This is a genomic window from Streptomyces sp. NPDC029526 (genome assembly GCF_040637405.1).
In the GTDB taxonomy this organism is placed as follows: Bacteria; Actinomycetota; Actinomycetes; order Streptomycetales; family Streptomycetaceae; genus Streptomyces.
Genome location: NZ_JBEZWE010000002.1, coordinates 930,397 through 956,162, shown reverse-complemented (window position 1 = coordinate 956,162; position 25,766 = coordinate 930,397). Strand labels below are relative to the sequence as shown.

Annotated in this window: 24 protein-coding genes; 14 read left to right on the top strand and 10 right to left on the bottom strand. The window is 72.8% G+C overall.

The annotated features are described in order from the left end of the window. Positions 1 to 88 precede the first annotated feature (88 nt). The 7 genes from mce (at position 89) to AB0F01_RS09735 (ending at position 10,082) form a co-directional block, all read left to right on the top strand. Positions 89 to 529 carry a methylmalonyl-CoA epimerase gene (mce, locus tag AB0F01_RS09765; RefSeq protein ID WP_164335145.1) on the top strand — a complete coding sequence of 147 codons (441 nt, stop codon included), beginning with the start codon at positions 89 to 91 and terminating at the stop codon, positions 527 to 529. Between the two features lie 230 nt (positions 530 to 759). Then, a complete protein-coding gene (gene scy / locus AB0F01_RS09760; RefSeq protein ID WP_362091882.1) occupies positions 760 to 4,632 on the top strand; it encodes a polarized growth protein Scy in 3,873 nt (1,290 codons plus the stop codon). Between the two features lie 489 nt (positions 4,633 to 5,121). Continuing rightward, on the top strand, positions 5,122 to 6,060 hold the full coding sequence (locus AB0F01_RS09755) for a cellulose-binding protein (RefSeq protein ID WP_362091879.1): 939 nt from the start codon (positions 5,122 to 5,124) through the stop codon (positions 6,058 to 6,060). Between the two features lie 86 nt (positions 6,061 to 6,146). Continuing rightward, positions 6,147 to 7,124: an ABC transporter ATP-binding protein gene (locus tag AB0F01_RS09750; RefSeq protein ID WP_362091877.1), complete on the top strand. Its 978-nt coding sequence runs from the start codon at positions 6,147 to 6,149 to the stop codon at positions 7,122 to 7,124. A gap of 2 nt (positions 7,125 to 7,126) precedes the next feature. Continuing rightward, positions 7,127 to 7,897, top strand: a complete 771-nt coding sequence (locus AB0F01_RS09745) for an ABC transporter permease (RefSeq protein WP_362091874.1) — start codon at positions 7,127 to 7,129, stop codon at positions 7,895 to 7,897. A 164-nt stretch (positions 7,898 to 8,061) separates the two neighbouring features. Then, positions 8,062 to 9,201, top strand: coding sequence for an ATP-binding cassette domain-containing protein (locus AB0F01_RS09740; RefSeq protein ID WP_362091871.1), 1,140 nt, complete (start codon positions 8,062 to 8,064; stop codon positions 9,199 to 9,201). Continuing rightward, positions 9,198 to 10,082, top strand: coding sequence for an ABC transporter permease (locus AB0F01_RS09735; protein WP_362091868.1), 885 nt, complete (start codon positions 9,198 to 9,200; stop codon positions 10,080 to 10,082). Before AB0F01_RS09740 ends, AB0F01_RS09735 begins: the two co-directional genes overlap by 4 nt. A 68-nt stretch (positions 10,083 to 10,150) precedes the next feature. Here AB0F01_RS09735 and AB0F01_RS09730 read toward each other — a convergent pair whose 3' ends face one another. From AB0F01_RS09730 to AB0F01_RS09720, 3 genes are all read right to left on the bottom strand, one after another. Next, positions 10,151 to 10,543: a VOC family protein gene (locus tag AB0F01_RS09730; protein ID WP_362091866.1), complete on the bottom strand. Its 393-nt coding sequence runs from the start codon at positions 10,541 to 10,543 to the stop codon at positions 10,151 to 10,153. Further along, positions 10,540 to 10,839 carry a metalloregulator ArsR/SmtB family transcription factor gene (locus AB0F01_RS09725; protein WP_362091863.1) on the bottom strand — a complete coding sequence of 100 codons (300 nt, stop codon included), beginning with the start codon at positions 10,837 to 10,839 and terminating at the stop codon, positions 10,540 to 10,542. The genes AB0F01_RS09730 and AB0F01_RS09725 overlap by 4 nt, the downstream gene beginning before the upstream one ends. A 100-nt stretch (positions 10,840 to 10,939) precedes the next feature. Next, positions 10,940 to 11,272: an ATP/GTP-binding protein gene (locus AB0F01_RS09720; RefSeq protein WP_362091860.1), complete on the bottom strand. Its 333-nt coding sequence runs from the start codon at positions 11,270 to 11,272 to the stop codon at positions 10,940 to 10,942. Positions 11,273 to 11,513: 241 nt separating this feature from the next. On the opposite strand from AB0F01_RS09720, the gene AB0F01_RS09715 reads away from it, so the two are divergent. Continuing rightward, positions 11,514 to 12,542 (top strand): LLM class flavin-dependent oxidoreductase, encoded by a 1,029-nt coding sequence (locus AB0F01_RS09715; RefSeq protein ID WP_362091857.1) that lies wholly within the window; start codon positions 11,514 to 11,516, stop codon positions 12,540 to 12,542. An 85-nt stretch (positions 12,543 to 12,627) separates the two neighbouring features. Here AB0F01_RS09715 and AB0F01_RS09710 read toward each other — a convergent pair whose 3' ends face one another. Further along, entirely contained in the window at positions 12,628 to 13,020 is a 393-nt protein-coding gene (locus AB0F01_RS09710) for an SCO5389 family protein (RefSeq protein WP_164336165.1), read from the bottom strand. A 312-nt stretch (positions 13,021 to 13,332) separates the two neighbouring features. Between AB0F01_RS09710 and nucS the strand changes: the two genes are divergently transcribed. Then, the gene (gene nucS / locus AB0F01_RS09705; RefSeq protein ID WP_164344214.1) at positions 13,333 to 14,004 is read left to right on the top strand and encodes an endonuclease NucS; all 672 of its coding nucleotides are present in this window, start codon (positions 13,333 to 13,335) and stop codon (positions 14,002 to 14,004) included. A gap of 88 nt (positions 14,005 to 14,092) precedes the next feature. Here nucS and AB0F01_RS09700 read toward each other — a convergent pair whose 3' ends face one another. The 3 genes from AB0F01_RS09700 to AB0F01_RS09690 form a co-directional block, all read right to left on the bottom strand. Further along, the gene (locus tag AB0F01_RS09700; protein WP_362091853.1) at positions 14,093 to 16,621 is read right to left on the bottom strand and encodes an ATP-binding protein; all 2,529 of its coding nucleotides are present in this window, start codon (positions 16,619 to 16,621) and stop codon (positions 14,093 to 14,095) included. Positions 16,622 to 16,891: 270 nt separating this feature from the next. Continuing rightward, entirely contained in the window at positions 16,892 to 17,215 is a 324-nt protein-coding gene (locus tag AB0F01_RS09695; RefSeq protein WP_164336093.1) for an STAS domain-containing protein, read from the bottom strand. Between the two features lie 154 nt (positions 17,216 to 17,369). Continuing rightward, entirely contained in the window at positions 17,370 to 18,218 is an 849-nt protein-coding gene (locus tag AB0F01_RS09690) for a 3-hydroxyacyl-CoA dehydrogenase family protein (protein ID WP_362091850.1), read from the bottom strand. 323 nt (positions 18,219 to 18,541) lie between these two features. Here AB0F01_RS09690 and AB0F01_RS09685 point away from each other — a divergent pair, with 323 nt between their 5' ends. After that, complete coding sequence (locus tag AB0F01_RS09685) at positions 18,542 to 19,276, top strand: D-Ala-D-Ala carboxypeptidase family metallohydrolase (RefSeq protein ID WP_362091847.1); 735 nt, start codon at positions 18,542 to 18,544, stop codon at positions 19,274 to 19,276. Positions 19,277 to 19,416: 140 nt separating this feature from the next. Next, a complete protein-coding gene (locus AB0F01_RS09680; RefSeq protein ID WP_362091844.1) occupies positions 19,417 to 19,989 on the top strand; it encodes a cob(I)yrinic acid a,c-diamide adenosyltransferase in 573 nt (190 codons plus the stop codon). Positions 19,990 to 19,992: 3 nt separating this feature from the next. Here the strand turns inward: AB0F01_RS09680 and AB0F01_RS09675 are convergent, their stop codons facing one another. Together AB0F01_RS09675 and AB0F01_RS09670 are read right to left on the bottom strand one after the other, a co-directional pair. Continuing rightward, positions 19,993 to 20,175, bottom strand: a complete 183-nt coding sequence (locus tag AB0F01_RS09675; protein ID WP_362091841.1) for a DUF5708 family protein — start codon at positions 20,173 to 20,175, stop codon at positions 19,993 to 19,995. Next, positions 20,172 to 20,753 carry a hypothetical protein gene (locus AB0F01_RS09670; RefSeq protein ID WP_362091838.1) on the bottom strand — a complete coding sequence of 194 codons (582 nt, stop codon included), beginning with the start codon at positions 20,751 to 20,753 and terminating at the stop codon, positions 20,172 to 20,174. The genes AB0F01_RS09675 and AB0F01_RS09670 overlap by 4 nt, the downstream gene beginning before the upstream one ends. 153 nt (positions 20,754 to 20,906) lie before the next feature. Here AB0F01_RS09670 and AB0F01_RS09665 point away from each other — a divergent pair, with 153 nt between their 5' ends. From AB0F01_RS09665 to AB0F01_RS09655, 3 genes are all read left to right on the top strand, one after another. Next, the gene (locus tag AB0F01_RS09665; protein WP_362091835.1) at positions 20,907 to 22,166 is read left to right on the top strand and encodes a histidine kinase; all 1,260 of its coding nucleotides are present in this window, start codon (positions 20,907 to 20,909) and stop codon (positions 22,164 to 22,166) included. After that, on the top strand, positions 22,166 to 22,810 hold the full coding sequence (locus tag AB0F01_RS09660) for a response regulator transcription factor (protein WP_362091832.1): 645 nt from the start codon (positions 22,166 to 22,168) through the stop codon (positions 22,808 to 22,810). Before AB0F01_RS09665 ends, AB0F01_RS09660 begins: the two co-directional genes overlap by 1 nt. Positions 22,811 to 22,943: 133 nt before the next feature. Beyond that, a complete protein-coding gene (locus AB0F01_RS09655) occupies positions 22,944 to 24,770 on the top strand; it encodes a glycoside hydrolase family 18 chitinase (RefSeq protein WP_362091829.1) in 1,827 nt (608 codons plus the stop codon). Positions 24,771 to 25,265: 495 nt separating this feature from the next. Here the strand turns inward: AB0F01_RS09655 and AB0F01_RS09650 are convergent, their stop codons facing one another. Next, a complete protein-coding gene (locus AB0F01_RS09650; RefSeq protein ID WP_362091826.1) occupies positions 25,266 to 25,712 on the bottom strand; it encodes a DUF2550 domain-containing protein in 447 nt (148 codons plus the stop codon). Positions 25,713 to 25,766 lie beyond the last annotated feature (54 nt).

Below are 25,766 nucleotides of genomic sequence, written 5' to 3'. Positions count from 1 at the left end.
TACTGAGGTGCGGTCGACCGCGTCATCGGGCTTACGGTGTGATCGCGCGCACGTTGCGTAACCACGCGCGGGGCGCTCCACTGAATCCATGCTGACGCGAATCGACCACATCGGGATCGCCTGCTTCGACCTGGACCGGACCGTCGAGTTCTACCGGGCCACCTACGGCTTCGAGGTCTTCCACTCGGAGGTCAACGAGGAGCAGGGCGTGCGCGAGGCCATGCTCAAGATCAACGACACCTCGGACGGCGGTGCCTCCTACCTGCAGCTGCTGGAGCCGACCCGGGAGGACTCCACCGTCGCCAAGTGGCTCGCGAAGAACGGCGAGGGGGTGCACCACATCGCTTTCGGTACGGCGGATGTGGACGCGGACGCGGCCGACATCAAGGACAAGGGCGTACGCGTTCTGTACGAAGAGCCCCGGCGCGGCTCCATGGGGTCACGCATCACCTTCCTGCACCCCAAGGACTGCCATGGCGTACTGACAGAACTGGTCACTTCGGCGCCAGTTGAGTCACCTGAGCACTGACCCACGTACAGAGGGGCCGGTAGGGTTGGGTGCGGTCGCCGCTCGGGACAGGGTGACCAGGTCCTGCCGTCGAGCACGTCAGGACCACCGGGGTCCGGGTTTCGGGGGGCGAGCGCCGGGGCAGCAGCCCATGCTCCCCCAGTGATCTGACACCATTCCCCGGGGGCCCCGTTCGGCGGATGGACGGGGCTCGGCCAGACTTGCGACCAGGGGACGGATGGGACCGCGCAGTGCGGGGCTACGAGAGCCAGGAGCGAGAGCCGGCGGCTGACGTCGACCACCTCTCTCGGTTCGAAGCCGAGATGAAACGGCTCAAGACCGAGCGGGAAAAGGCGATCCAGCACGCCGATGACCTCGGCTACCAGGTCGAGGTGCTGCGCGCCAAGCTGCACGAGGCGCGGCGCACCATCATGTCCCGCCCCTCCTACGACGGCGGTGACCTCGGGTACCAGGCGGAGCAGCTGCTGCGGAACGCGCAGCTGCAGGCCGACCAGCTGCGGGCGGACGCCGAGCGGGAGCTGAGCCAGGCCCGCGCGCAGACCCAGCGCATCCTCCAGGAGCACGCCGAGCAGGCGGCCCGGCTCCAGGCGGAGCTGCACCAGGAGGCCGTGACCCGGCGCCAGCAGCTCGACCAGGAGCTGGCGGAGCGCCGGCAGACCGTCGAGTCGCACGTCAACGAGAACGTGGCGTGGGCGGAGCAGCTGCGCGCCCGGACCGAGCAGCAGGCCCGGCGCCTGCTGGAGGAGTCCCGCGCGGAGGCCGAGCAGGCGATGGCCGCCGCCCGCGCGGAGGCCGAGCGGCTGACCGACGAGGCGCGCCAGCGCCTGCAGAGCGAGGCCGAGGCGGCGCGCGCGGAGGCCGAGCAGTTGCTGCGCCGTGCCCGCGCGGACGCCGAGCGGCTGCTGAACGCGGCCTCCACCCAGGCGCAGGAGGCCACCGACCACGCCGAGCAGCTGCGCACGTCGACCGCGTCCGAGTCGGAGACGGCGCGCCGCGAGGCCCAGGAGCTGGCCAAGGCCGCCGAGGAGCGGATGGCCGAGGCCGAGGCGGCGCTGCGCGAGGCGCGGGCCGAGGCCGAGAAGGTGCTCGACGAGGCCAAGGAGTCGGCCGCCAAGGCGCTCAGCTCCGCGGAGTCGGCCAACGAGACCCGCACGCGCACCGCCAAGGAGCAGGTCGCGCGGCTGGTCGGCGAGGCGACCAAGGAGGCGGAGGCTGCCCGGGCCGAGGCCGAGCAGCTGCGCGCGGACGCCCGTGCCGAGGCCGAGAAGATCGTCGCCGAGGCGGCCGAGAAGGCCCGCACGCTCACCGCGGAGGAGTCCGCCACCCAGCTGTCGAAGGCGGCCAGGACCGCCGAGGAGGTCCTGGACAAGGCGTCCGAGGAGGCCAAGCGGACCACCCGGGCCGCCGCCGAGGAGGCCGAGCGGATCCGCAAGGAGGCCGAGGCCGAGGCGGACCGGCTGCGCGCCGAGGCGCAGGACATCTCCGAGCAGCTCAAGGGCGCGGCCAAGGACGACACCAAGGAGTACCGCGCCAAGACGGTCGAGCTGCAGGAGGAGGCCCGCCGGCTGCGCGGTGAGGCCGAGCAGCTGCGCGCCGACGCGGTCGCCGAGGGCGAGAAGATCCGCGCGGAGGCCCGCAAGGAGGCCGTGGCGCAGATCGAGGAGGCGGCGAAGTCCGCCGAGGAGCTGCTGGCCAAGGCGAAGGCCGACGCGGACGAGCTGCGCTCGACGGCGCAGACGGACAGCGAGAAGGTCCGCACCGAGGCCATCGAGCGCGCCACCACGCTGCGCCGGCAGGCCGAGGAGACCCTGGAGCGCACCCGCAAGGAGGCCGAGCGGCACCGTGCGGAGGCCGCCGAGCAGGCCGAGGCGCTCACGGCGGACGCCGAGCGTGCCGCGCGCGAGCTGCGCGAGGAGGCCGACCGGGCGGTCGCGGCCCGGCACGCGGAGGCCGCCGAGGACCTGAAGCGGCTGCGCTCGGAGGCCGAGGAGCGGCTGGCCGCCGCCGAGGAGGCGCTGAGCGAGGCCCGCGAGGAGGCTGCCCGGATCCGCCGGGAGGCGGCCGAGGAGGGCGAGCGGCTGCGCACGGAGGCCGCCGAACGGATCCGCACGCTGCAGCAGCAGGCGGAGGCGGAGGCCGAGCGGCTGCGCGACGAGGCCGCGTCCGACGCGTCGGCGTCCCGCGCGGAGGGCGAGGCGGTCGCGGTGCGGCTGCGCTCGGAGGCCGCGTCCGAGGCGGAGCGGCTGAAGTCGGAGGCGCAGGAGAGCGCGGACCGGATGCGGGCCGAGGCGCAGGCCGCGGCCGAGCGGCTGGGCACGGAGGCGTCGGAGACGCTGGCCGCCGCGCAGGAGGAGGCGGCCCGCCGCCGCCGCGAGGCCGAGGAGCTGCTGGGCGCGGCCCGGGAGGAGGCCGGCCGGGAGCGCGAACGGGCGCGCGAGCAGAGCGAGGAGCTGCTGGCGTCGGCGCGCAAGCGGGTCGAGGAGGCGCAGGCCGAGGCCGTGCGCCTGGTCGAGGAGGCGGACCGGCGCGCCACGGAGATGGTGTCGGCGGCCGAGCAGCACGCGCAGCAGGTGCGGGACTCCGTGGCCGGGCTGCAGGAGCAGGCGCAGGAGGAGATCGCCGGGCTGCGCAGCGCAGCCGAGCACGCGGCGGAGCGCACGCGTCGGGAGGCCGAGGAGGAGGCCGACCGGGTCCGCTCCGACGCCTACGCGGAGCGGGAGCGGGCGAGCGAGGACGCCGGGCGGCTGCGCCAGGAGGCACGGGAGGAGACCGAGGCCGCCAAGTCGCTCGCCGAGCGGACGGTGTCCGAGGCCATCACGGAGGCGGACCGCATCCGGGCCGAGGTCGCCGACCACGCCCAGCGGATCCGCACGGAGGCGTCGGACACCATCGCGGAGGCGGAGCAGAGCGCGTCGCGCACCCGGGCGGAGGCCCGGGAGGACGCCAACCGCATCCGCTCGGAGGCGGCGGCGCAGGCGGACACCCTCGTCACCGAGGCGAGCAACGAGGCGGAGCGGCTCACCGCCGACACCATCACGGAGACCGACCGGCTGCGCGCCGAGACGGCCGCCGAGGCCGAGCGGGTGCGGGCCGAATCGGTCGCCAAGGCGGAGAAGCTCATCGCGGACGCCACCGGCGACGCGGAGCGGCTGCGGGCGGAGGCGGCCGAGACGGTCGGTTCGGCGCAGCAGCACGCGGAGCGGGTGCGGGCCGAGGCGGAGCGCCTGCGGGCGGACGCCGAGGCGGCGGCCGAACGGCTCGTGGCGTCCGCGCGCGAGGAGGCCGAGCGGGCGCTGGACGAGGCGCGCAAGGAGGCCAACCGGAAGCGTTCGGAGGCGGCCGAGCAGGTCGACACGCTCATCACCGAGACCACCGCGGAGGCCGACAAGCTGCTGACGGAGGCTCAGCAGCAGGCGCAGAAGACCACGGCGGAGGCGGAGGAGCAGGCCGACACCATGGTGGGCGCCGCACGCAGCGAGGCCGAGCGGCTGGTGGCCGAGGCCACCGTCGAGGGCAACTCGCTGGTGGAGAAGGCCCGTACGGACGCCGACGAGCTGCTGGCCGGCACCCGCCGGGACGCGACGCAGATCAGGGAGCGGGCCGAGGAGCTGCGCGAGAGGATCACCGGCGAGATCGAGCAGCTGCACGAGCGGGCCCGCCGTGAGGCGGCCGAGACGATGAAGTCGACCGGCGACCGCTGCGACGCGCTCATCAAGGCCGCCGAGGAGCAGTTGGCCAAGGCGGAGGCGAAGGCCAAGGAGATCGTCTCGGAGGCGAACTCGGAGGCCGGCAAGGTGCGCATCGCCGCCGTGAAGAAGGCCGAGGGCCTGCTGAAGGAGGCGGAGCAGAAGAAGGCCGCGCTGGTCAAGGAGGCCGAGGAGCTGAAGGCGGAGGCGATCCGTGAGGCGCGGCGCACGGTCGAGGAGGGCAAGCGCGAGCTGGAGGTCCTGGTGCGGCGCCGCGAGGACATCAACGCCGAGATCTCTCGCGTGCAGGACGTCCTGGAGGCGCTGGAGTCCTTCGAGGCCCCGGGCGGCGGCAAGGACGGCGGTGTGAAGGCGGGCGCGGGTGCCCGGGCGGGTGCCAAGTCCTCCGACGCGTAGCGGCCCCGCCGGGCCACGGGGGACTTCGCAGCGGGCGCCGGGTCACCGGAGGACGCGCATCGGTCGCCGGGCCACCGGGGACGGACCGGCGACGGACGGGACCGCGTCCGGGACTCACCGGCGCCGCACCGGGGACGCGCGGACGACCGAGGTGCGCGCGGACGACCGAGGCGCGGACGACCGAGGCGCACCGCGTCACACCGGGAACGCACCGGGTCGTACCGGCTCCCCCGTGGACGCACGACGGACGGACCGTGGACGCACGACGGACGCACCGCGGACGCACCGTGGACGCACCGAGAACCGTCAAACAGGGCAAATCCCCTCCTGGTGCGGGGGTTTGCCCCAGGGTTTGGCAAGCCCTGGGACCGTCAGCCACTCAAAAGGGGTGTCATTCTCCGTATCAAACGTGCATCCGCTCGATGACACACCGCTTCGGCGCCTAGGATTCCCCCTATCACCTCACCGGTCTCATTCGACAGGAACCCCATGAGCGACACTTCCCCCTACGGCTTCGAGCTTGTGCGGCGTGGATACGACCGCGCTCAGGTGGACGAACGTATCTCCAAGCTCGTCTCCGACCGTGACAGCGCTCTCGCCCGCATCACCGCTCTGGAAAAGCGCATCGAGGAGCTCCACCTCGAGACCCAGAACGCCCAGGCCCAGGTCAACGACGCCGAGCCGTCGTACGCCGGTCTCGGTGCCCGGGTCGAGAAGATCCTGCGCCTCGCCGAGGAGGAGGCCAAGGACCTGCGCGAGGAGGCCCGTCGCGCGGCCGAGCAGCACCGCGAGCTCGCCGAGTCGGCCGCCCAGCAGGTCCGCAACGACGCCGAGTCGTACGCCGCGGAGCGCAAGGCCAAGGCGGAGGACGAGGGCGTCCGGATCGTCGAGAAGGCCCAGGGCGAGGCGGCCCAGCTGCGCTCGGAGGCGCAGAAGGACGCGCAGTCCAAGCGCGAGGAGGCGGACGCCCTCTTCGAGGAGACCCGCGCCAAGGCCGCGCAGGCCGCCGCCGACTTCGAGACGAACCTCGCCAAGCGCCGCGAGCAGTCCGAGCGGGACCTGGCCTCGCGTCAGGCCAAGGCCGAGAAGCGGCTCGCCGAGATCGAGCACCGCGCGGAGCAGCTGCGGCTGGAGGCGGAGAAGCTGCGCACCGACGCCGAGCGCCGCGCCCGCCAGACGGTGGAGACCGCGCAGCGCCAGGCTGAGGACATCGTGGCGGACGCCAACGCCAAGGCCGACCGGATCCGTTCGGAATCCGAGCGCGAGCTGGCGGCCCTGACCAACCGCCGCGACTCCATCAACGCCCAGCTGACCAACGTCCGCGAGATGCTGGCGACGCTGACGGGTGCCGCGGTGGCCGCCACGGGCGCGCCCGCCACGGAGGACGAGCCGGTCTCCCGCGGGGTCCCGGCCCAGCAGTCCCGGTAACGATCTGGCGTACAACGGCCGAATTGCCCCGAAGCCCTCTGCCACGGAGGTGGCAGAGGGCTTCGTCGCCCTCTAGCGTGGCGGACATGATCGAGCTCGAGGGGCTGACCAAGCGGTACGGCGAGAAGGTGGCGGTCAACAATCTGACCTTCACGGTACGACCCGGCATCGTCACCGGCTTCCTGGGACCCAACGGGGCCGGGAAGACCACCACGATGCGGATGGTGCTGGGACTTGACCGGCCCACGGCCGGCGACGTCCGGATCGAGGGCAAGCGGTACGACCAGCTGAAGGATCCGTTGAAGGCCGTCGGGGCCCTGCTGGACGCCAAGGCGCTGCACGGCGGACGCACCGCCTTCAACCACCTGCTGTGCCTGGCCGAGAGCAACGGCATCCCCCGCCGGCGGGTGAACGAGGTGCTGGACACGGTCGGTCTGACCGCGGTGGCGAAGAAGAAGGCGAAAGGTTTCTCGCTCGGCATGGGCCAGCGGCTCGGCATCGCCGGCGCGCTCCTCGGTGACCCGCGGATCCTGATGTTCGACGAGCCGGTCAACGGCCTCGACCCCGAGGGCATCCACTGGATCCGCACCCTGATGAAGGCGCTCGCGGCCGAGGGCCGCACGGTCTTCGTCTCCTCCCACCTGATGAGCGAGATGGCGCTGACCGCCGACCACCTCGTCGTGATCGGCCAGGGCCGGCTGCTCGCCGACACGACGATGGCCGACTTCATCGAGCACAACTCGCGCTCCTACGTCCGGGTCCGCACCCCGCAGCGCGAGCAGCTCCTCGACGCCTTCCACCAGGCCGGGATCACCGCCGTGGAGAGCGGTGACGGAGTGCTGGAGGTGGACGGCAGCACGTCCGAGCGGATCGGGGAGCTGGCCGCCGAGAAGCAGATCGTGCTGCACGAACTGAGCCAGCACCGGGCGTCCCTGGAGGAGGCCTTCATGCAACTGACCGCGGGATCGGTGGAGTACCACGCGCACTCCGGCCCGAGCCCCTCCCCGCAGCAGCCGCAGCAGCAGCCGCAGCAGCCGTGGGGCGCCGACTGGAAGAAGGGCTGACCATGGCGGCAGGACAGGTGGTCCGCTCCGAGTGGACCAAGATCCGGTCAGTGGCGTCCACGGTGTGGACGCTCTCCCTGGCGGTGGTCGTCACCATCGCCCTGGGCATGCTGATCTCGGCGCTGACCAAGAGCCAGTTCGACAACCTCAGCGAGCGGGACCAGATCGCCTTCGACCCCACGTTCATCAGCTTCGCCGGCATGAGCCTGGGGCAGCTCGCGATGATCGTGTTCGGCGTGCTGGTGGTGTCCAACGAGTACAGCACCGGCATGATCCGCACGTCCCTGGCGGCGGTGCCGCAGCGGGCCACGTTCCTGTTCAGCAAGCTGGGTGTGGCGACCGCGCTGGCCCTGGTGGTCGGCATGGCGACGAGCTTCGCCGCCTTCTTCCTGGGCCAGGCCCTGCTCGGCGAGCACCGGGCGTCCATCGGGGACGAGGGGGTCCTGCGGGCGGTGATCGGCGGCGGCCTCTACATGGCGCTGATCGCCCTGTTCTCGATGGGTGTGGCCGCGATGCTGCGCTCGCCGATGCTGTCGCTGGGCATCCTGATGCCGTTCTTCTTCCTGGTCTCCAGCATCCTCGGCACCGTCGACGCCACCAAGAAGGTCGGCCAGTTCCTGCCCGACCAGGCCGGCAGCCGGATCATGCAGGTGGTGACCCCGCTCGACGACGACACCCCGTACGGCCCGTGGGGCGGTCTCGGCATCATGGCGCTGTGGGCGCTGGCGGCGGTCCTCGGGGGCTACCTGGTGCTCAAGAAGCGTGACGCCTAGGGGTGGGGCGGCCCAGCCCTCAGGGGTGACCGGCGCCCCCGGAGGGCGGGAGGACCTGGCGCGGTTTGGTCCCGGGCTGAGCGGAACCGTCAGCGTCTCGATATCCTCCTAACCCTTACGGGGGCGTGTGCCCCGCTGTCCAGAACCTTCGATGGGTGCGGAGCATGATCGAGGCTGTCGGCCTGACCAAGCGGTACGGCGCGAAGACCGCCGTGTACGACCTCTCGTTCCGGGTGCGCCCGGGAGCCGTCACCGGCTTCCTGGGACCCAACGGTTCGGGCAAGTCGACGACCATGCGCATGATCCTCGGCCTGGACAACCCCACCGCCGGTCACGTCACCATCGACGGCCACCCGTACCGCAGTCTGCCCAACGCGGCCCGCAAGGTGGGCGCGCTGCTGGACGCGAAGGCGGTGCACGGCGGCCGGGCGGCCCGCAACCACCTGCTCAGCCTGGCCCAGCTGTCGGGCATCCCGGCCCGCCGGGTGGACGAGGTGCTGGGCGTGGTCGGCCTGCACGAGGTGGCCCGGCAGCGCTCCCGGGGCTTCTCCCTGGGCATGGGGCAGCGCCTCGGCATCGCCGCGGCGCTGCTCGGCGACCCCGAGGTGCTGCTGTTCGACGAGCCCGTCAACGGTCTCGACCCCGAGGGCATCCTGTGGGTGCGGAACCTGATGAAGGCGCTCGCGGCCGAGGGCCGCACGGTCTTCGTCTCCTCCCACCTGATGAGCGAGATGGCGCTGACCGCCGACCACCTGATCGTCATCGGCCGCGGGCAGCTCATGGCCGACATGAGCGTGAAGGACTTCATCTCGGCCAACTCCGCCGACTTCGCCCGCGTCCGCACACCGGAGACCGAGCCGCAGGCGCGCGAGAAGCTGTCCGCCGCGCTCACCGAGGCGGGCGGCCGGGTGCTGCCCGAGCCGGACGGCGCGCTGCGCGTGACCGGGCTGCCGCTGCCCCGGATCAGTGACCTCGCCCACTCCTGCGACGTCCGGCTGTGGGAGCTGTCGCCGCACCAGGCGTCGCTGGAGGAGGCGTACATGCGCATGACGCAGGGCGCCGTCGACTACCGCTCCACCACGGACCAGAGGGAGGGGTTCCTGGAGCCGCTGCCCGAGGACGCCCCGCCGCCGATGCCGGTGCCCGGCCAGGGCCAGCCCGGCTGGTACGCGCCGCCGCCGCCCCAGGCGGGCGAGGAGCCGTTCGCGGGGACGCGGCAGGGCCCGGACGCGGGTCCCGGTGCCCCCGCCCCGTCCGCCGGTCCCACCGCCACCGACCTCACCAAGCCCGAGGACGCCCGATGAGCACGCCCGACACCGCGCCGCAGTACGACCCCGCACGCGACCGGACGCCGGCCGCCGACGCCGGCTCCGACGCACCCTTCCCCCGGTACACGTCGCCGATCCCGGTGGTGCGCACGCACCTGGGGCACGCGCTCGCCGCCGAGTGGACGAAGATCCGGTCGGTGCGCTCCACGATGTGGACGCTGGGCGTGTTCGTGCTGCTGGTCGTCGGCATCGGCGCGCTGGCCGGACTGCTGGTGCTGACCGCCGACGCGAACCTGAACGGGGAGAGCCCGATCGGCCTCGGCCTGTTCGGGCTGCTGGTGGGCAGCATGTGCCTCATCACGCTGGGCGTGATGACCACGGCGTCCGAGTACGGCACCGGTCTGATCCGCACCACCATGGTGGCCTGCCCCGCGCGGGCGCGGGTCCTGGCGGCCAAGGCCGTGGTCTTCTTCCTGGTGGCCTTCGTGGTGACGCTGGTGTCCGCCTCGCTCGTCGCACTGCTGCACGTGGCGATGCTGGAGGGCAACGGCGCCCGGACCCCCACCGGCGAGGAATGGCTGAAGGGCACGCTGGGCATCTCGCTCTTCCTGGCCCTGCTCGGCACCCTGTCGCTGGCCGTCGGCTCGCTGATCCGGCACTCGGCGGGCGCCATCACCATCATGATCGGTGTCCTGCTGGCCCCGCTGGTGCTCGCCCTGTTCATGTTCTCGACCTCGCTCCAGGGCATCCAGCAGGCCCTCTTCCAGTACTCCGTCCCGAACCAGCTGAGCATCTTCTACTCCAACTCGCTCAGCGATTCCGGCCCGGCCGGCTGGGACCCGCTGTGGATCATGGCCGGTCTGACGGCCGCGGCCCTCGGCGCCGCCTTCGCCCTGCTGCACACCCGGGACGTGTAGGCCTCGGGGCAAAGCACGGGCCCCGCCCCGCCCCGCCCCGCTCCCCACCCCGAGCCCGAGCGGGCCGTCTACGGCGCCTGGGTGGCGATCTGGACGAGGTTGCCGCAGGTGTCGTCGAGGACGGCGGTGGTGACGGGGCCCATCCGGACCGGTTCCTGGGTGAAGCGGACCCCGAGGCCGCGCAGCCGCTCGTACTCCGCGTGGACGTCGTCGACCGCGAACTGGGCGAGCGGGATGCCGTCCGCGACGAGGGCGTCCCGGTAGGTCCGGGCGGCGGGGTGGCCGAGGGGTTCCAGGAGGAGTTCGGTGCCGTCGGGGTCCTCGGGCGAGACGACGGTCAGCCACCGGTCCTCGCCGCTCACGGGGATGTCGTGCTTCTTCACGAAGCCGAGGACCTCCGTGTAGAAGCGCAGGGCCTCGGCCTGGTCGTCGACGAAGACGCTGGTCAGATGGATCTTCATGGGGAGTTCTCCGGTCCGGTCGGGTCGGTGGGGGGCCACCGCTCGGTGATCTGCCGCAGCGGGGCCGTGTTGAGGTCGTGGAACTTGTAGCGTCCCTCGCGCCGGGTCTCCACGAGGCCCGCCGCCTCCAGCAGGGCCAGGTGCTGGGAGACGCCCTGCCGGGAGATGCCGAGCCCGTGCTTCATGGCCAGCCGCGAGCAGATCTCGAACAGGGTCTGGCCGGACTTCTCCGCGAGTTCGTCCAGGATGGTGCGGCGCGTGGGGTCGGCGAGGGCTTTGAAGAGGTCGTCGGCCACACCTCCACCGTAGGCAAGTAATTACTTGCCTATCAAGCCGTACGGCATCCGCCTCTCCCCCGCGCGTGCGCCTCCGCCGCCGGAGAAACGGCCGGGAGCGTCAGAACCGCGGCGCGTTGCGGGACCGCTGCACCCGCGTACCGCGGCGGTCGCGCGCGTTCCAACACGCCTTGTGCCAGTGCCGCCGCTCGTCGACGCCGGAGTGCTCCGGCCAGGCCACCAGGTGCGGCACCCCGTCCGGGATCAACTGGTCGCAGCCGGGGCAGCGGTACGCCTTGCCGCGGGAGCTGGCTCCGGCCACGTGCCGGACGCTCCACTCCTCGCCCTGCCAGCTCTCCGCGGACTGCCAGCCGCCGTAGCGGCCGGCGCGGTCGTCCTCGGCACTGCGGCCGGCGGAACCGGCTCCCTTGGGTCGGTTGCGACGCGGGGACAAGGGACACCTCACGGGGCTATACAGGGTGCAGCGACCCGTCCAGCGTACGCGGCGGACCGCCGGGTACCCGCGCATGTCCCACGACCGACCGCCTCTCCGGGCGCGCGTCCGGACCCCCGACCCGGCAGCCCATTCTGCAGACAATCCGGAAAATCCCCCGCCCGGCCGTGTCCTCGGCACGTGTCAGACGGTTATGCCGTGTGGGGGAGCTCCGTGTCGGAGCCAAGGAAGCAGGAAAGCAATGCGCGTTGGAAGTTTCGTACTGGCCGCCCAGTTCCCCGGGCAGGGAGAAGGAGAGGCACTGCACCGCGCGGTCCGCTCGGCGGAGGTGGCCGAGGAGGCGGGGCTCGACTCGGTCTGGCTGGCCGAGCACCACTTCGTCCCGTACGGCACCTGCCCGTCGGCGGTGACCCTGGCCGCGCTGCTGCTCGGCCGCACCCGCCGGCTGCGGGTCGGTACGGCGGTCAGCGTGCTGCCCACCGCCCACCCGGTGACGCTCGGCGAACAGGCCGCCCTGCTCCACCTCACCAGCGGTGGCCGCTTCTCGCTGGGCGTCGGGCGCGGTGGGCCGTGGGTGGACCTGGAGGTGTTCGGGTCGGGCCTGGAGGCGTACGAGAAGGGGTTCCCGGAATCACTCGATCTGCTGACGCGCTGGCTGCGTGAACCGCGGGTGGGCGCCGACGGCGAGCGCTTCCGGTTCCGCGAAGTGCCGGTCGTCCCGCGGCCGTCGGAGTCGCTCACCCCGGGCGACGGCCCCGAGGTCGTCGTCGCCTGCACCTCGCCCGCGAGCGTGCGCCTGGCCGCCGAGCGCGGCCTGCCCATGCTGCTGGGCATGCACGTCGGGGACGAGGAGAAAGCCGAGATGGTCGGCCTGTGGCGGCGGCACGCCCGCGCCTGCGGCCGTTCCGCCGCCGAGATCCACCAGGCCGCTCATGTCTCCGCCGGCGTCTGCCAGATCGCCGACCGGCGCGAGGACGCGGTGGAGACCCTCACCAAGGCGATGCCCGGCTGGCTGCGACAGGGCCTGGAGGCCCATGTCACCGTGGACGGCCGCCGGCGGCAGATGCGCGACCCGCTGGCGTACACCGAACTGCTCTGCGCGCTGCACCCGGTGGGCACGCCGCGACAGTGCGCCGACCGGCTCGCCACCACCGGTGAGCGCACCGGGATCTCGCGCTTCGCGCTGCTCGTCGAGGGCTCCGGCGACCTCGCCGCGACCGAGGAGAACGTCCGGCGCCTCGGCGGCGAGGTGCTCCCCCGGCTCGCCTGAACGGGCCGGGAACCCATGGGGCTTGCCGCCCCGGCACAGACCGTACCTCCCGCGTACGGAGCGGCAAGCGAAGGACGGGGGCACATCAGCAGTCGCGCAGCTCCGGTGACTGGTTGAGCAACTGACCACGGATGGAGGTGAAGCGCGCCAGCGTCTCGTCGACCGAGGAGTCGAGCGGGAACACCGCCACCCGGTGGCAGTTCTGGAAGGCCAGCCGGACACCGAAGTGCCGTTGCAGCGCGCCACGTATCGCGTCACTCGCGAGTGCACGCAGCAGCTGACCGCGTGCCTGCTCGTCCGGCGGGGGCGTCTGGTTGTCGGCGAAGACTCCGCCGTCGACCTTCAGCTGGGCCACCAGGGAGCTGATCATCTCCCACGCATACGGCAGGGAGGTCCGGACGCAGTCGACGAAGGCGGCTTCGTCGACCTCGCCTCGCTCGGCCTGTTCGAGTAGGGCCGGTGAGACGTCGAGCGACATGGGTTCTCCTCTCGCACCCCCGTCGAGCAGGGGTTGCCTGACAGATAAGGGAGTTCGCGATATCGGACACGCTGCGTACACGTCTCGCGACCTCCCGTTCACTACCGTAAGCAACCGATCGGGCCCGCACCAGGCGAACAGCCGGATGCGGAACAACCTGTGGGCCGGTAATCGGCCATCGACGAACACGCGGTTTCCAGGAGATTCAGGACGTGCCAGATGCGCCTGACGGGCCCTGTGCGGTCCTTGAATCCGGGACCGGTCGCCGGGCGAATCGCATCGGGGCGGGCCGGTCGAGTAGCGTTGCCGACCATGCGTCTCGTCATCGCCCGTTGCTCCGTGGACTACGCCGGGCGGCTCACCGCCCACCTCCCCCCGGCGCCCCGCCTGATCCTGGTCAAGGCGGACGGCAGCGTCTCCATCCACGCCGACGACCGGGCCTACAAGCCCCTGAACTGGATGTCGCCCCCCTGCACGTTGAAGGAGGGGACCGGAGCGGAGGAGGGGGTGTGGACCGTCGTCAACAAAGCGGGCGAGAAGCTCATCATCACGATGGAGGAGATCCTCCACGACTCCTCGCACGAACTGGGGGTGGACCCCGGTCTGATCAAGGACGGCGTGGAAGCACACCTTCAGGAGCTGCTCGCCGACCGTATCGAGACCCTCGGCGAGGGCTACACGCTCATCCGGCGCGAGTACATGACCGCCATCGGCCCCGTCGACATCCTGTGCCGGGACGCCGACGGACAGACGGTCGCGGTGGAGATCAAGCGGCGCGGTGAGATCGACGGCGTGGAGCAACTCACCCGCTATCTGGAGCTGTTGAACCGCGATCCCCATCTCGCCCCGGTGCGCGGCATCTTCGCCGCCCAGGAGATCAAGCCGCAGGCGCGGGTGCTCGCCACCGACCGGGGCATCGGCTGCCAGGTCCTCGACTACGACGCGCTGCGGGGCATCGACGACGACAAGCTGCGCCTGTTCTGACCGTCGGCGTCCACGCCGCACGCACCGGGCCGGATCCCCCTTCCCGGGGAGATCCGGCCCGTTCGCGTGGGTGACCCGGCCCGGCGGGTCAGATCACGGGGTCGGGGTCGTCGGGCGTGCCCGCCTCGCTGCTCCGCGGGGCGCTCGCCGAACTGCTGGAGACCGCCGGGGAGGAGGGGGCCTCGCCGCTGGCACTGTCGCTGGTGGACGGCGGCGGGGGTTCCTCGGTGTCGGTGGGCGGCGGGGTCGTCTCCGTCTCGCTCGGCGGGGTCGTCGGCGTGGTCGGGGTGGGGTCGGCCGGCTTGGTGGGGGTCGACGGCTTCGTCGAGGACGGCGGCCGGCCGGACGACGACGGCTTCTTCGTCGACGTCGGGTCGCCGGGCTCCTCGGACTCGTCGGGGTCGTCCGACGGGCGGGGCGAACCGCTCCCGGTGGGCGTCGGGTCGTCCGAGGTGCCGAGGGTGCCGTCGGGGCCGGGGTCGGTCGGGCGCCTGGTGGCGGTGCCGGTGTCACCGTCCTCGCCGGCGGGGTCGGCGCCCAGGGTGCCGTCGTCGACGCCCTGACTGGCCGAGGGGTTCACGCCGACGTTCTCCGACGGGGTCCCGGTGTCGTTCCCGGACGTCGCGCCGAGGGTGACCACCGTGCCGAGCACGGCGACCAGCAGGGCACCCGCCCCGGTCGCCACCAGGTTGCGCCGGGCCACGCCCTTGAGGCCGCCGCCGGCCTTGGCCGCGGGCACCGGGGCGGCCACGGGCGTGGCGCCGGTGCGCTGGACGACCAGGCCGGTGTCGGCGGGCGGCTGGAGGGCGGGGAAGGCGGCCGGTGCGCCGCGCGAGGGCGTGGCCGGCTCCTCGGGCCGCACCTCCGCCGGTCCGTCCGCCGCGGGCGGCGGAAGGGCCATCGGGGTGCCCGAGCGGTCGGCGACGAGGGCAAGGGCGCGGCGGCCGGCGACCGTGCCGCGCTTGTCGGCGAGCGCGCCGCGCAGGCCGATGGACGCCTCCAGTTCGGTGCGGGCCCGGTCGAGCTGTCCGGCGCACAGGGCGTGGATGCCGAGCTCGTGGTGGAAGTACGCCTCCTCCGCCACGTCCCCGGCGAGCCGGGCGGCCTCGGCGCCCGAGCGCAGCGCCCGCTCCCAGGCGCTCCAGTGCAGTCCGGCGGCGAAGGCGGGCGCCGCGGTGCGGGCCAGCAGTACGGCGGTGCTCGGCTCACCCTCGCTGACGGCGGCCGTGAGCGGTGCCAGCGCGGTGAGCGCGGCGAGCAGCGCGTCGGACTCGGCGCGGACCCGCTCCGGGGTGACCGACGGGTGTCCGGCCCACCAGGAGTAGTGCTGCCCGGCGGTGCGGACCTGGACGTCCAGGTCGTCGGCGTACCCGGCGGCCCGCAGCTGCGCCATCACTCCGGCGGCGAGCCGGTAGCGGGCGCCGGCGGGTGAGACCAGGCCGCAGGCGGCCAGCTCGCCCAGCGCGGCGTCGGCGTGGGTGTCGCCCACCAGGGCGGGCAGGTGGGCCTGGTGCGGCAGTTCGCCGTCCAGGGCGACCGCGAGGCGCAGGGTGGCGCGGGCGGAGGCGCTGAGCCGGGAGGCGAGCAGCGGGGCGGGGGCGGCGGCCTCGCCGAGCGCGGGCAGCGGCACCTCGTCGGCGTCGGCGGCGGCCTCGGGGGGCAGGTCGTCGGGCCGGGCGTCCTCGAAGACGCCGAACTCGTCGACGGCGCCGGCGCCGGCCCGCATCCGGTCCCGCTGGCGCAGCAGGGCGCCGGCCTGGACGAAGCGCAGGGGCAGGCCCTCGGACTCGAACCAGAGGTCGCCGGCCCAGTTGGACTCGTCCTCGGTGAGGCTGCGGCCGACGACGTGCCCGAGCAGGTCGAGGCCGGCGGCGCGGTCGAGGCCGTCCAGGGCGACCTCCTCGACGCCCGACTCGGCGGACGGGGCGGGCACGGCGGGGGTCGCGCCGAACACGAAGGCGCACTCGGGGCAGGCGTCCAGCAGCCCGTCGAGGGCCGCGCCGCCGAACTCCAGGTCGTCCAGGACGACGACGGCGCCGATCTCCCGGACGCAGGCGAGCAGTTCGTCCCGGTCCGGACGGTGCAGCGGGGCGTCGTACACCGCGTGGAAGAGGTCGTGGAGCAGGTCGTCGGCGCTGCGGCCGAGACCGTTGAGGCGGACGACGCCGTCGGGGGCGAGGTCGGCGCAGTCGTCGGCGACGATGTCGAGCAGCCGGGTGCGGCCGGAGCCGCCGGGGCCGGTGAGGCGCACGGACCGGCCGCGGGCGAGCAGCCGGACCAGCTGCTCGCGTTCGTCCTGGCGGGCCAGGAGCGGGGGTTCGGGAAGGGACGGGCCGGGCGGGACGGGCGGCCGGGCGGCGCGCTCGGTCTCGGCGCGGCCGGCGGCGTCCCGCTTCACCGGGCGGGCGGGCCGCTCGGCGGGCGGGCACGGCTCGATCTCGCTGCCGTCGACGGGGTTGACGGTGAGCAGGAAGTCACCGGAGACCAGCTGCACGGTGCGCGCGAGCGCGGGCTGGCCGAAGTCCGAGGTGAGGGATTCCCGGGGAGGGCGCTGGCGCGGCGGGTGGCCGGTGCCGTCGTGGCCGTACTCCTCGGGTCCCCTGTGGTGCGGGTCCATAGGTCCTAGCCCCCCAAAAGCGTCGTGTGCCTGAAGCCCTCCCCGGCCTTGCGCACACCCGCTGTCGCTCCTGGTCCGGGCCCGCTCGAGGCTCGTCGAGGCAGCGGGCAGCCAGACCCTAAACCTTCGCTCAGTATGTACGACAGTCCGGGGTACCGCGCCGTCCGTGACGTCACGGTCTCGTGAGGATTGTGCGTGTGCCGCGGGGCTCGGCCGGCGGCGGGCCGGGGTGGAGGTCCTGCCGGTCGCCCGGCGGGTACCCGCGCCGCCTCACACGCGCGGGAGCGTGTCCACTCCGATGCCCCCCTCGATCGCCAGGATGCGGTGCAGCCGGGTGGCCACCAGCAGGCGCTGCATCTGCGGCGGGACGCCGCGCAGCACCAGGCGCCGGCCGCAGCGGCCGGCCCTCCGGTGGGCCCCCATGATCACGCCGAGTCCGGTGGCGTCCCAGGAGTCCAGTTCGGACAGGTCCAGGACCAGGTCGCCGACTCCGTCGTCGACGGCCGAGTGCAGGACCGTACGGGCGTCCGCCGCGCTGCGGACGTCGAGGCGGCCCCCGACGACCAACTCGACGTGGTCGCCCCTGATGTGCATATGCGCTCCCCGTGCGTGCGTTTCGTGCTCCGCGTCTTTTTGATTGAGGTATTGCACCCTCTGACTGCGTGGAGGGGGCAGAGGTTGCTATCTGTAAGCGAACCGATACCGAATTCACCCCGGCGAGTGAAGGCGCCGGGGTGAGGGGACCAGATCAGTGCTCGTAGAAGCCCTGCCCGCTCTTGCGGCCGATGTCACCGGCGTCAACCATCCGGCGCATCAGCTCGGGAGCGGCGAACTTCTCGTCCTGGGACTCGGTGTAGATGTTGTCGGTGGCGTGCAGCAGGATGTCGACACCGGTGAGGTCGGCGGTGGCCAGGGGCCCCATGGCGTGGCCGAAGCCCAGCTTGCAGGCGAGGTCGATGTCCTCGGCGCTGGCCACGCCCGACTCGTGCAGCTTCGCGGCCTCGACGACCAGGGCGCAGATGAGCCGGGTGGTCACGAAGCCGGCCACGTCGCGGTTGACGACGATGCAGGTCTTGCCGACCGACTCGGCGAACTCCCGGGCCCGGGCGAGGGTTTCGTCGCTGGTCTTGTAGCCGCGGACCAGCTCGCACAGCTGCATCATGGGCACCGGCGAGAAGAAGTGGGTGCCGACGACGCGCTCCGGGCGCTCGGTGACGGCCGCGATCTTGGTGATCGGGATGGCGGAGGTATTGGAGGCGAGGACGGCGTCCTCCCGCACGATCTTGTCGAGCGCGCGGAAGATGTCGTGCTTGACGTCCAGCTTCTCGAAGACGGCCTCGACCACGACGTCCGCGTCCGCGCAGGCGTCCAGGTCGGTGGTGGGCGTGATCCGGGCGAGGGCGGCCTCGGCGTCGGCCGCTTCCATCCGGCCCTTGCTCACGAACTTGTCGTAGGACGCCTTGATCCCGTCGGTGCCCCGGGTGAGCGCTTCGTCGGTGACGTCGCGCAGGACGACGTCCCAGCCCGCCTGAGCGGAGACCTGGGCGATGCCGGACCCCATGAGACCGGCCCCGATGACGGCGAGCTTGCCTGCCACTGTGCGACTCCCCTTCGAACGCTCACACACTGTTCCTGTACGTCACTGGCGGACACTAGCGGTCGTGAGGGGGCGTGGGAGGGGGTTAGTAACGCGTGTCACGTCTCACGGGGTGAGACACCGGTCACGTCCGCCGGACCGGGGCTGCGCGGGCCGCGGGGAGGGCGCCGGGGGTGGCGTCCACCAGCTCCCTGACGGGCCGTCAGTACGCGCTTTCCACCGTGGTGTTGTTGACGCGCGTAGCACTCTGGAGCACGCTGGTCGGCGGCGGCCGTCCGGCGGCGGCGCCTCCTTCTCCCCAGCGAGACGGTCGGGAGGCCGGAATGTTCAGACGCGCGACACGCACCCTTCTCACGATTGTCATGCTCATGGCGGGTACGGTCCTCGGGGTGGGCGCCACCGCGGGCACCGCGCACGCCGACGAGTGCTACACCTGGAACCGCACGCTGTCCCAGGGCTCCTCCGGCAGCGACGTGACACAGCTGCAGATCCGCGTGGCCGGCTGGGTCACCTCGGGCGAACGCCTCTCCTACGACGGCCAGTACGGCGCCCGCACCGCGGCCGCCGTGAAGAAGTTCCAGGCCGCCTACGGCCTGGCCGCCGACGGCGTCGCCGGACCCGCCACCTTCAGCAAGATCTACGCCCTCCAGGACGCCGACTGCACCCCCGCCCACTTCAGCTACGCCGAACTCAACAAGTGCAACTCCACCTGGTCCGGCGGCGCCGTCCCGGCCGCCACCGCCAAGGCCAACGCGCTGAAGACCATGTGGAAGCTGGAGGCGATGCGGCGGCAGCTCGGTGACGTGCCGATCACCATCTCCAGCGGCTTCCGCTCCTACGCCTGCAACAGCGCCGTCGGCGGCGCCTCCAACAGCCGCCACCTGTACGGCGACGCGGCCGACCTCGTCGGCTCGCCCAGCCTGTGCACCCTGGCCCGCCAGGCCCGGGTCCACGGCTTCTCCGAGATCCTCGGCCCGGGCTACCCCGGCCACAACGACCACACCCACGTCGCCTTCGACCCGTCCGCCTACTGGTCGGCGCCCACCTGCGGCATCTGACCGGTACCGGGCGTGCGCCCCACCGCACGCCCTGCCGTTCCGGCCGCGCCCCGGCGGCGCGGCCGGAACGCCCTCCGGACGTCGGGTGACCCCCCGCACACACCGGCCCCCTGGAGCGGCACCCGAACTAGGCTGGCCCCATGGTCAATCTGACACGCATCTACACCCGGACCGGCGACCAGGGCACCACCAACCTGGGGGACATGAGCCGGGTTCCCAAGACCGACCTGCGGATCTCCGCCTACGCCGACGCCAACGAGGCCAACGCGGTGATCGGCACGGCGCTCGCGCTGGGCGGTCTGCGGGAGGACGTCGTCACGGTCCTCACCCGCGTGCAGAACGACCTGTTCGACGTCGGCGCCGACCTCTCGACGCCGGTGGTGGAGGACCCCGCGTACCCGCCGCTGCGGGTCGAGCAGTTCTACGTCGACCGGCTGGAGGCGGACTGCGACCGCTTCAACGACGAGCTGGAGAAGCTGCGCTCGTTCATCCTGCCCGGCGGCACCGCGGGCGCCGCGCTGCTGCACCAGGCGTGCACGGTCGTGCGGCGCGCCGAGCGCTCGACCTGGGCCGCCCTGGAGGCGCACGGCGAGACCATGAACCCGCTCACCGCCACCTACCTCAACCGCCTCTCCGACCTGCTGTTCATCCTGGCCCGCATCGCCAACAAGGAGACCGGCGACGTGCTGTGGGTGCCGGGCGGGGAGCGCTGAGCCCTACCGGCGGGCGAACCGGTACAGGCCCAGCAGGATCTCGGCGGCGCCGAGGCACATGAGCAGGACGCCCACCTTGGGCAGGGAGACCACCGGCAGCTCCACGCCCTGGGTGTAGCGCCACAGGGCCAGGCCCCCGAGCACCGTGCCCGCGCCGGTGGCGCAGTGCTCGGCCGCCCGCCTCACCGGCCCGCCCTCTCACGGTCCGCGACGCCCGCGTCGGCGTCGTCGGCCGGGGCCTTCTTCGGCCACACCCAGTACGCCAGGGTCACCAGGCCGTGGATGCCGGCCACCCGCCAGGCGGTGGACATCCAGGCCTGGAGGGACGTGGTGCGGTCCGGGTCGCCCACGTACCACATGGCGAGCAGGAGCAGCACGGTCGCCACGGCGGCACCGGCCAGCGTGCCCAGCCACACCTTCGTCTCGTGCCGGGCGCGGGCCAGTCCGTACTTCGGCGGGCCGGGCGGCCGGGGCGCGCCGCCCAGACGGTGGGCGGCGTGGCCGTCGAGCCACTTCACCGTCCGGTGGCCGTGGCCGACCGTGTAGCCGATGTAGAGCGCGGCCAGGCCGTGCGTCCAGTTCGGTTCCGCGCCGTTCCTCAGGTCGAGGGCGGTGACCACCAGCAGCACGACCTCCAGCAGCGGCTCGCACAGCAGCAGCGCCAGACCGGTGCGCGGCATCCTCAGCAGGTACCGGCAGGCGAGCCCGGCCGCCAGCAGCACCCAGAAGCCGATCTCGCAGGCCGCGATCAGGGCGACGATCACGTCTCGCTCCTCTCCGTCACCCTTCCAGGCTCCCGGACGGGACGGCCGCCCACGTCGTCGCCGACGACGAACTCGCGGTACATCGAAAGATGCAGTCCAGGACCCTTCCCGCGGACCGGGCACCGGGCGCCCCCACCGTGTTGGATGGAGGCCATGGCCGCACGACTGTCCCGACCTCCCCGCCTCGACGCGTCGATCGCGCTCGGGGGTCTCGCCGGGGGCCTGGTGCTGTGGGGCTTCGGGCTGGGCCTGCGCGAGGCGGCGGACCCGATGGTGCTCTTCGCCGGACGGTGGGCGCTGCTCGTGCCGCTCGTGGTGATCTCCGGCTGCGAACTGCTGCGCCGCACCGCCCCGCGGACCGCCCTGCTCATCGGCACGGCGGCGCTGGCGGCGGACACGGTCACCCAGGGCAGCATCGCCACGATCGTGATGTACACCGACCTCGCGTACGCGGCGGTGGTCTACGGCACGCCCGCGACCGCCCGCCGCCTGCCGAAGATCACCGGCGTCGTCACGGTCGCCGCGATCGTGATCCCCTACGCGGTGTTGCGGGTGCCGGAGGCGCTGCTGATCGGGCTGGTGGTCGCCGCCGTGTCCTTCGGGCCCGCGTCGACCGGTCTGATCGTGCGCAACCACCGGGACGCCGCCGAGGCCGCCCGGCTGCGCGCCGAACAGACGGCCCTGCTCGCCGAGATGGACCGCACCCAGGCCGTCAACCAGGAACGCGCCCGCATGGCGCGGGAGCTGCACGACGTGGTCGCCAACCACCTGTCGGCGATCGCCATCCACTCCACCGCCGCGCTCTCCCTGGACGAACCGCGCACCTCCCACGAGGCGCTGACGGTGATCCGGGAGAACAGCGTGCAGGGGCTGTCCGAGATGCGGCGCCTGATCGGCATCCTGCGGGACGGCGGTGACGAGCGCGAGCCCGCGGCCGTCCCGACCCTGGACGGCCTCGCCGCGTTGGTGGAGGGCGCCCGCGCCAACGGCCTGGACGTCGTCCTGGACTCCGAGCCGTGCTCCGTGCCCGCGCCGGTCGAGCTCGCCGCCTACCGGATCGTCCAGGAGTCGCTGACCAACGCGCTCAAGCACGCCGGGCCGGGCAGGGTGACGGTCCGGCTGCGCTGCGCGGACGGCGTCCTCGACGTCCGGGTCACCAGCCCTCACGGCGGCCGGGGCGCCCCGCGCGTCCCGGGCTCCGGGGCCGGTCTGGTGGGCATGCGGGAGCGGACCGAGCTGCTCGGCGGCACCTTCGAGGCCGGTCCCGACGAGGGCCCGGACGGCACGGGCGGCTCCCACCGCCTGGACCGCACGGACCCCCCGGACGGCCCTCACGGCCCGGACGGCACGGTGTGGACCGTCCGCGCCACCCTGCCCGTTACCGACACCGAATCCGCCCCGGGAGATGCCTGATGATCCGTGTCCTGGTCGCCGAGGACCAGTCCGCCGTCCGCGCCGGACTGGTCCTCATCCTGCGCAGCGCGCCCGACATCGAGGTGGTCGGCGAGGCGGCGGACGGGGAGCGGGCCGTGGCGCTCGCCCGTGAACTGCGCCCGGACCTGGTGCTGATGGACGTCCAGATGCCCCGCCTGGACGGGGTGTCGGCGACCCGTGAGGTGGTCGGCGAGGGGCTGGCCGACGTGCTGGTGCTGACCACCTTCGACCTCGACGAGTACGTGTTCGGGGCGCTGCGCGCGGGGGCGGCCGGTTTCCTGCTGAAGAACACCGACGCCAAGGACCTGCTCACCGCGGTGCGCACGGTGGCGCGCGGCGAGGGCATCGTCGCCCCGGCCGTCACCCGGCGGCTGATCGCCGAGTTCGCGGCGAAGCCCGCCCGGCGCGCCCCGGAGGTGGATCCGGAGGTGCTGCGGACGCTCACCCGGCGCGAGCGGGAGGTGCTGTCCTGCCTGGGTGAGGGGATGTCCAACGCGGACGTCGCCGCACGCCTGGACATGGCGGAGGCGACGGTGAAGACGCACGTCAGCCGCCTGCTGGGCAAGCTGGGCCTGCGCAGCAGGGTGCAAGCGGCGGTGCTCGCGCAGGAGTTGGGGATCTAGGGCAGCGGGAGCGGACAAACCGTCCAGGTGGTCCAGACCTATTGACCCGTGGTCCAGACCTTTCTATTCTCGCGGCACCGTGGGCGTGATGGCTCAGTCACGTCCCCTCCACGACCTCACAAGGAGGCGCAGCATGCGCTTCAGACACAGAGCCGCGGCAGGATTCGCGACCCTGCTGCTCCCCCTGTCGGGCATGGTCGCCCTCGCACCACCCGCCCAGGCCGCCACCTCCGCCACCGCCACCTACGCCAAGACCCAGGACTGGGGCTCCGGCTTCGAGGGCAAGTGGACGGTGAAGAACACCGGCACCACGACCATCAACGCCTGGACCATCGAGTGGGACTTCCCCGCCGGCACCAAGGTGACCTCGGCCTGGGACGCCACCGTCACCAACTCCGGTGACCACTGGACCGCCAAGAACCTCGGCTGGAACGGCACCCTCGCCCCCGGGGCGTCCGTCTCCTTCGGCTTCAACGGCAGCGGCTCCGGCTCCCCCTCCGGCTGCAAGCTCAACGGCGGCAGCTGCGACGGCGGCGGCAGCGTCCCCGGCGACGAGGCACCCTCCGCGCCCGGCACCCCCACCGCCTCCGACGTCACCGACACTTCGGTGAAGCTGTCGTGGGCGGCGGCGACCGACGACAAGGGCATCAAGAACTACGACGTCCTCCGCGACGGCGCCAAGGTCGCCACGGTCACCGGCACCACCTACACGGACACCGGGCTCAGCAAGGGCACCGACTACTCCTACACCGTGCAGGCCCGCGACACCGCCGACCAGACCGGCCCGGTCAGCGGCGCGGTGAAGGTCCGCACCACCGGCAACACCGAGGAACCGCCGCCCCCCGGCGACAAGATCAACCTCGGCTACTTCACCGAGTGGGGCGTCTACGGCCGCAACTACCACGTCAAGGACCTGGTGACGTCCGGCTCGGCCGCCAAGATCACCCACATCAACTACGCCTTCGGCAACGTGGTGAACGGCCAGTGCAAGCTGGACGACGCCTACGCCGCCACCGACAAGGCGTACACCGCCGACCAGTCCGTCAGCGGCCAGGCCGACGCCTGGGACCAGCCGCTGCGCGGCAACTTCAACCAGCTGCGCCAGCTGAAGGCCAAGTACCCGCACATCAAGGTGCTGTACTCCTTCGGCGGCTGGACCTACTCCGGCGGCTTCGGCCAGGCCGCGCAGAACCCGGCCGCGTTCGCCAAGTCCTGCAAGCAGGTCGTGGAGGACCCGCGCTGGGCCGATGTCTTCGACGGCATCGACATCGACTGGGAGTACCCCAACGCCTGCGGCCTGACCTGTGACACCAGCGGTCCGGCGGCCTTCAAGAACCTCTCGCAGGCCCTGCGCGCCGAGTTCGGCGACGACTACCTGGTCACCGCCGCCATCACCGCGGACGGCTCCGACGGCGGCAAGATCGACGCCGCCGACTACGGGGGCGCCGCGCAGTACCTCGACTGGTACAACGTGATGACGTACGACTACTTCGGCGCCTGGGACAAGACCGGCCCGACCAACCCCCACTCGCCGCTGACCTCGTTCGACGGCATCCCGAAGGAGGGCTTCAACTCGGCCGCCGCGATCGCCAAGCTGAAGGCGAAGGGCGTCCCGGCGAAGAAGCTGCTGCTCGGCATCGGCTTCTACGGCCGCGGCTGGACCGGCGTCACCCAGTCCGCCCCCGGCGGCACCGCGACGGGCGCGGCGCCCGGCACGTACGAGGCGGGCATCGAGGACTACAAGGTCCTGAAGAACACCTGCCCCGTCACCGGCACCTTCGCCGGCACCGCGTACGCCCACTGCGGCAACAACTGGTGGTCCTACGACACCCCCGCCACCATCAAGAGCAAGATGGCGTGGGCCAAGAACCAGGGCCTGGGAGGCGCGTTCTTCTGGGAGTTCAGCGGTGACACCGCGAACGGCGAACTCGTGAGCGCCATCGACAGCGGCCTGAAGTAACCAGCACCCGCTGCGCCCCGGCCCACGGGCCACGGGCACGGAACCGCCCCCGGACGACCGCGTCCGGGGGCGGTTCTCGTGGGTCGGCGGGAGGCCGCCGCGACGCCCGGCGACGGGGGCGCGGTGCCTCCGGGGCCACGCCGGGCCACCCCGTGCATCCCGGTGGGGGCCGACTGGGGGCTCCGCGCCGGAGGCAGGTCGCCGGGCCGCGACGGCTCAGCCGGTGCGGGCCGGTGCGTGCCGGTACGTGCCGGTGGGGGCGGAGGGCCGCGGCGGGGCCAGGGCTTCCGGGTCGCGTTCACGCCTGCCGCTCCGGTCCGCGGGCGGCGGGGCATCCGGTTCCCGGAGGGGCGGAGCATCCGGCCTCTGGGCGGGCGGAGCAATTCGGCCCGCCGAAGGCACGCGGCACCCGGATCCCCCGGAGGGCCGGAGAAGGCACGGGACAGGCGCAGAGGCGCCAGGTGACCCCCACCCAGAGGGTCCCTGAACGTCGCTCTACGCGACGTTCACCCTCTGTCCCGGCGGGGCCGCTTCCAGCCAGGCGAGGAACCCGGTCAGGGCGTCCTCGCTCATCGCGAGCTCCAGGAGGGTGCCGCGGTGCCGGCAGGCCAGGATCACCGCGTCCGAGAGCAGCGCCAGCTCCTCCTCGCCCTCCGGGACGCGGCGGCCGGCCACCTCGATGGCGGAGCGTTCCAGGACGCGGCGCGGGCGGGGCGCGTAGGAGAAGACGCGGAACCACTCGACCCGATCGCCGTTGTAGCGGGCCACGCCGTAGGCCCAGCCCTTGCCGCCGGAGTCACCGGCCTCGGGCGCGTCCCAGCGCAGGCTGCAGTCGAACGTCCCGCCGGAGCGCTGGATGAGGCGGCGGCGCAGCCCGAACACGAACAGGCCCGCCACCACGAGCACCACCACGATTCCGCACACAGTCAGAGCGAGGACCATCGACACCGACCTCCTCGTCTCCTAGGTAACGGAACGGAAAAATCATCCAGATCT

What these genes read in the sequence shown, in the direction of transcription:
- AB0F01_RS09695 (WP_164336093.1), bottom strand. Translation starts at nt 17,215, where the DNA reads ATGCACATCAGGGGCGACCACGTCGAGTTGGTCGTCGGGGGCCGCCTC.
- AB0F01_RS09735 (WP_362091868.1), top strand. Translation starts at nt 9,198, where the DNA reads ATGAGCACGCCCGACACCGCGCCGCAGTACGACCCCGCACGCGACCGG.
- AB0F01_RS09685 (WP_362091847.1), top strand. Translation starts at nt 18,542, where the DNA reads ATGTTCAGACGCGCGACACGCACCCTTCTCACGATTGTCATGCTCATG.
- mce (WP_164335145.1), top strand. Translation starts at nt 89, where the DNA reads ATGCTGACGCGAATCGACCACATCGGGATCGCCTGCTTCGACCTGGAC.
- AB0F01_RS09740 (WP_362091871.1), top strand. Translation starts at nt 8,062, where the DNA reads ATGATCGAGGCTGTCGGCCTGACCAAGCGGTACGGCGCGAAGACCGCC.
- nucS (WP_164344214.1), top strand. Translation starts at nt 13,333, where the DNA reads ATGCGTCTCGTCATCGCCCGTTGCTCCGTGGACTACGCCGGGCGGCTC.
- AB0F01_RS09730 (WP_362091866.1), bottom strand. Translation starts at nt 10,543, where the DNA reads ATGAAGATCCATCTGACCAGCGTCTTCGTCGACGACCAGGCCGAGGCC.
- AB0F01_RS09750 (WP_362091877.1), top strand. Translation starts at nt 6,147, where the DNA reads ATGATCGAGCTCGAGGGGCTGACCAAGCGGTACGGCGAGAAGGTGGCG.
- AB0F01_RS09755 (WP_362091879.1), top strand. Translation starts at nt 5,122, where the DNA reads ATGAGCGACACTTCCCCCTACGGCTTCGAGCTTGTGCGGCGTGGATAC.
- AB0F01_RS09665 (WP_362091835.1), top strand. Translation starts at nt 20,907, where the DNA reads ATGGCCGCACGACTGTCCCGACCTCCCCGCCTCGACGCGTCGATCGCG.
- AB0F01_RS09745 (WP_362091874.1), top strand. Translation starts at nt 7,127, where the DNA reads ATGGCGGCAGGACAGGTGGTCCGCTCCGAGTGGACCAAGATCCGGTCA.
- AB0F01_RS09650 (WP_362091826.1), bottom strand. Translation starts at nt 25,712, where the DNA reads ATGGTCCTCGCTCTGACTGTGTGCGGAATCGTGGTGGTGCTCGTGGTG.
- AB0F01_RS09680 (WP_362091844.1), top strand. Translation starts at nt 19,417, where the DNA reads ATGGTCAATCTGACACGCATCTACACCCGGACCGGCGACCAGGGCACC.
- AB0F01_RS09715 (WP_362091857.1), top strand. Translation starts at nt 11,514, where the DNA reads ATGCGCGTTGGAAGTTTCGTACTGGCCGCCCAGTTCCCCGGGCAGGGA.
- AB0F01_RS09710 (WP_164336165.1), bottom strand. Translation starts at nt 13,020, where the DNA reads ATGTCGCTCGACGTCTCACCGGCCCTACTCGAACAGGCCGAGCGAGGC.
- AB0F01_RS09655 (WP_362091829.1), top strand. Translation starts at nt 22,944, where the DNA reads ATGCGCTTCAGACACAGAGCCGCGGCAGGATTCGCGACCCTGCTGCTC.
- AB0F01_RS09700 (WP_362091853.1), bottom strand. Translation starts at nt 16,621, where the DNA reads ATGGACCCGCACCACAGGGGACCCGAGGAGTACGGCCACGACGGCACC.
- AB0F01_RS09660 (WP_362091832.1), top strand. Translation starts at nt 22,166, where the DNA reads ATGATCCGTGTCCTGGTCGCCGAGGACCAGTCCGCCGTCCGCGCCGGA.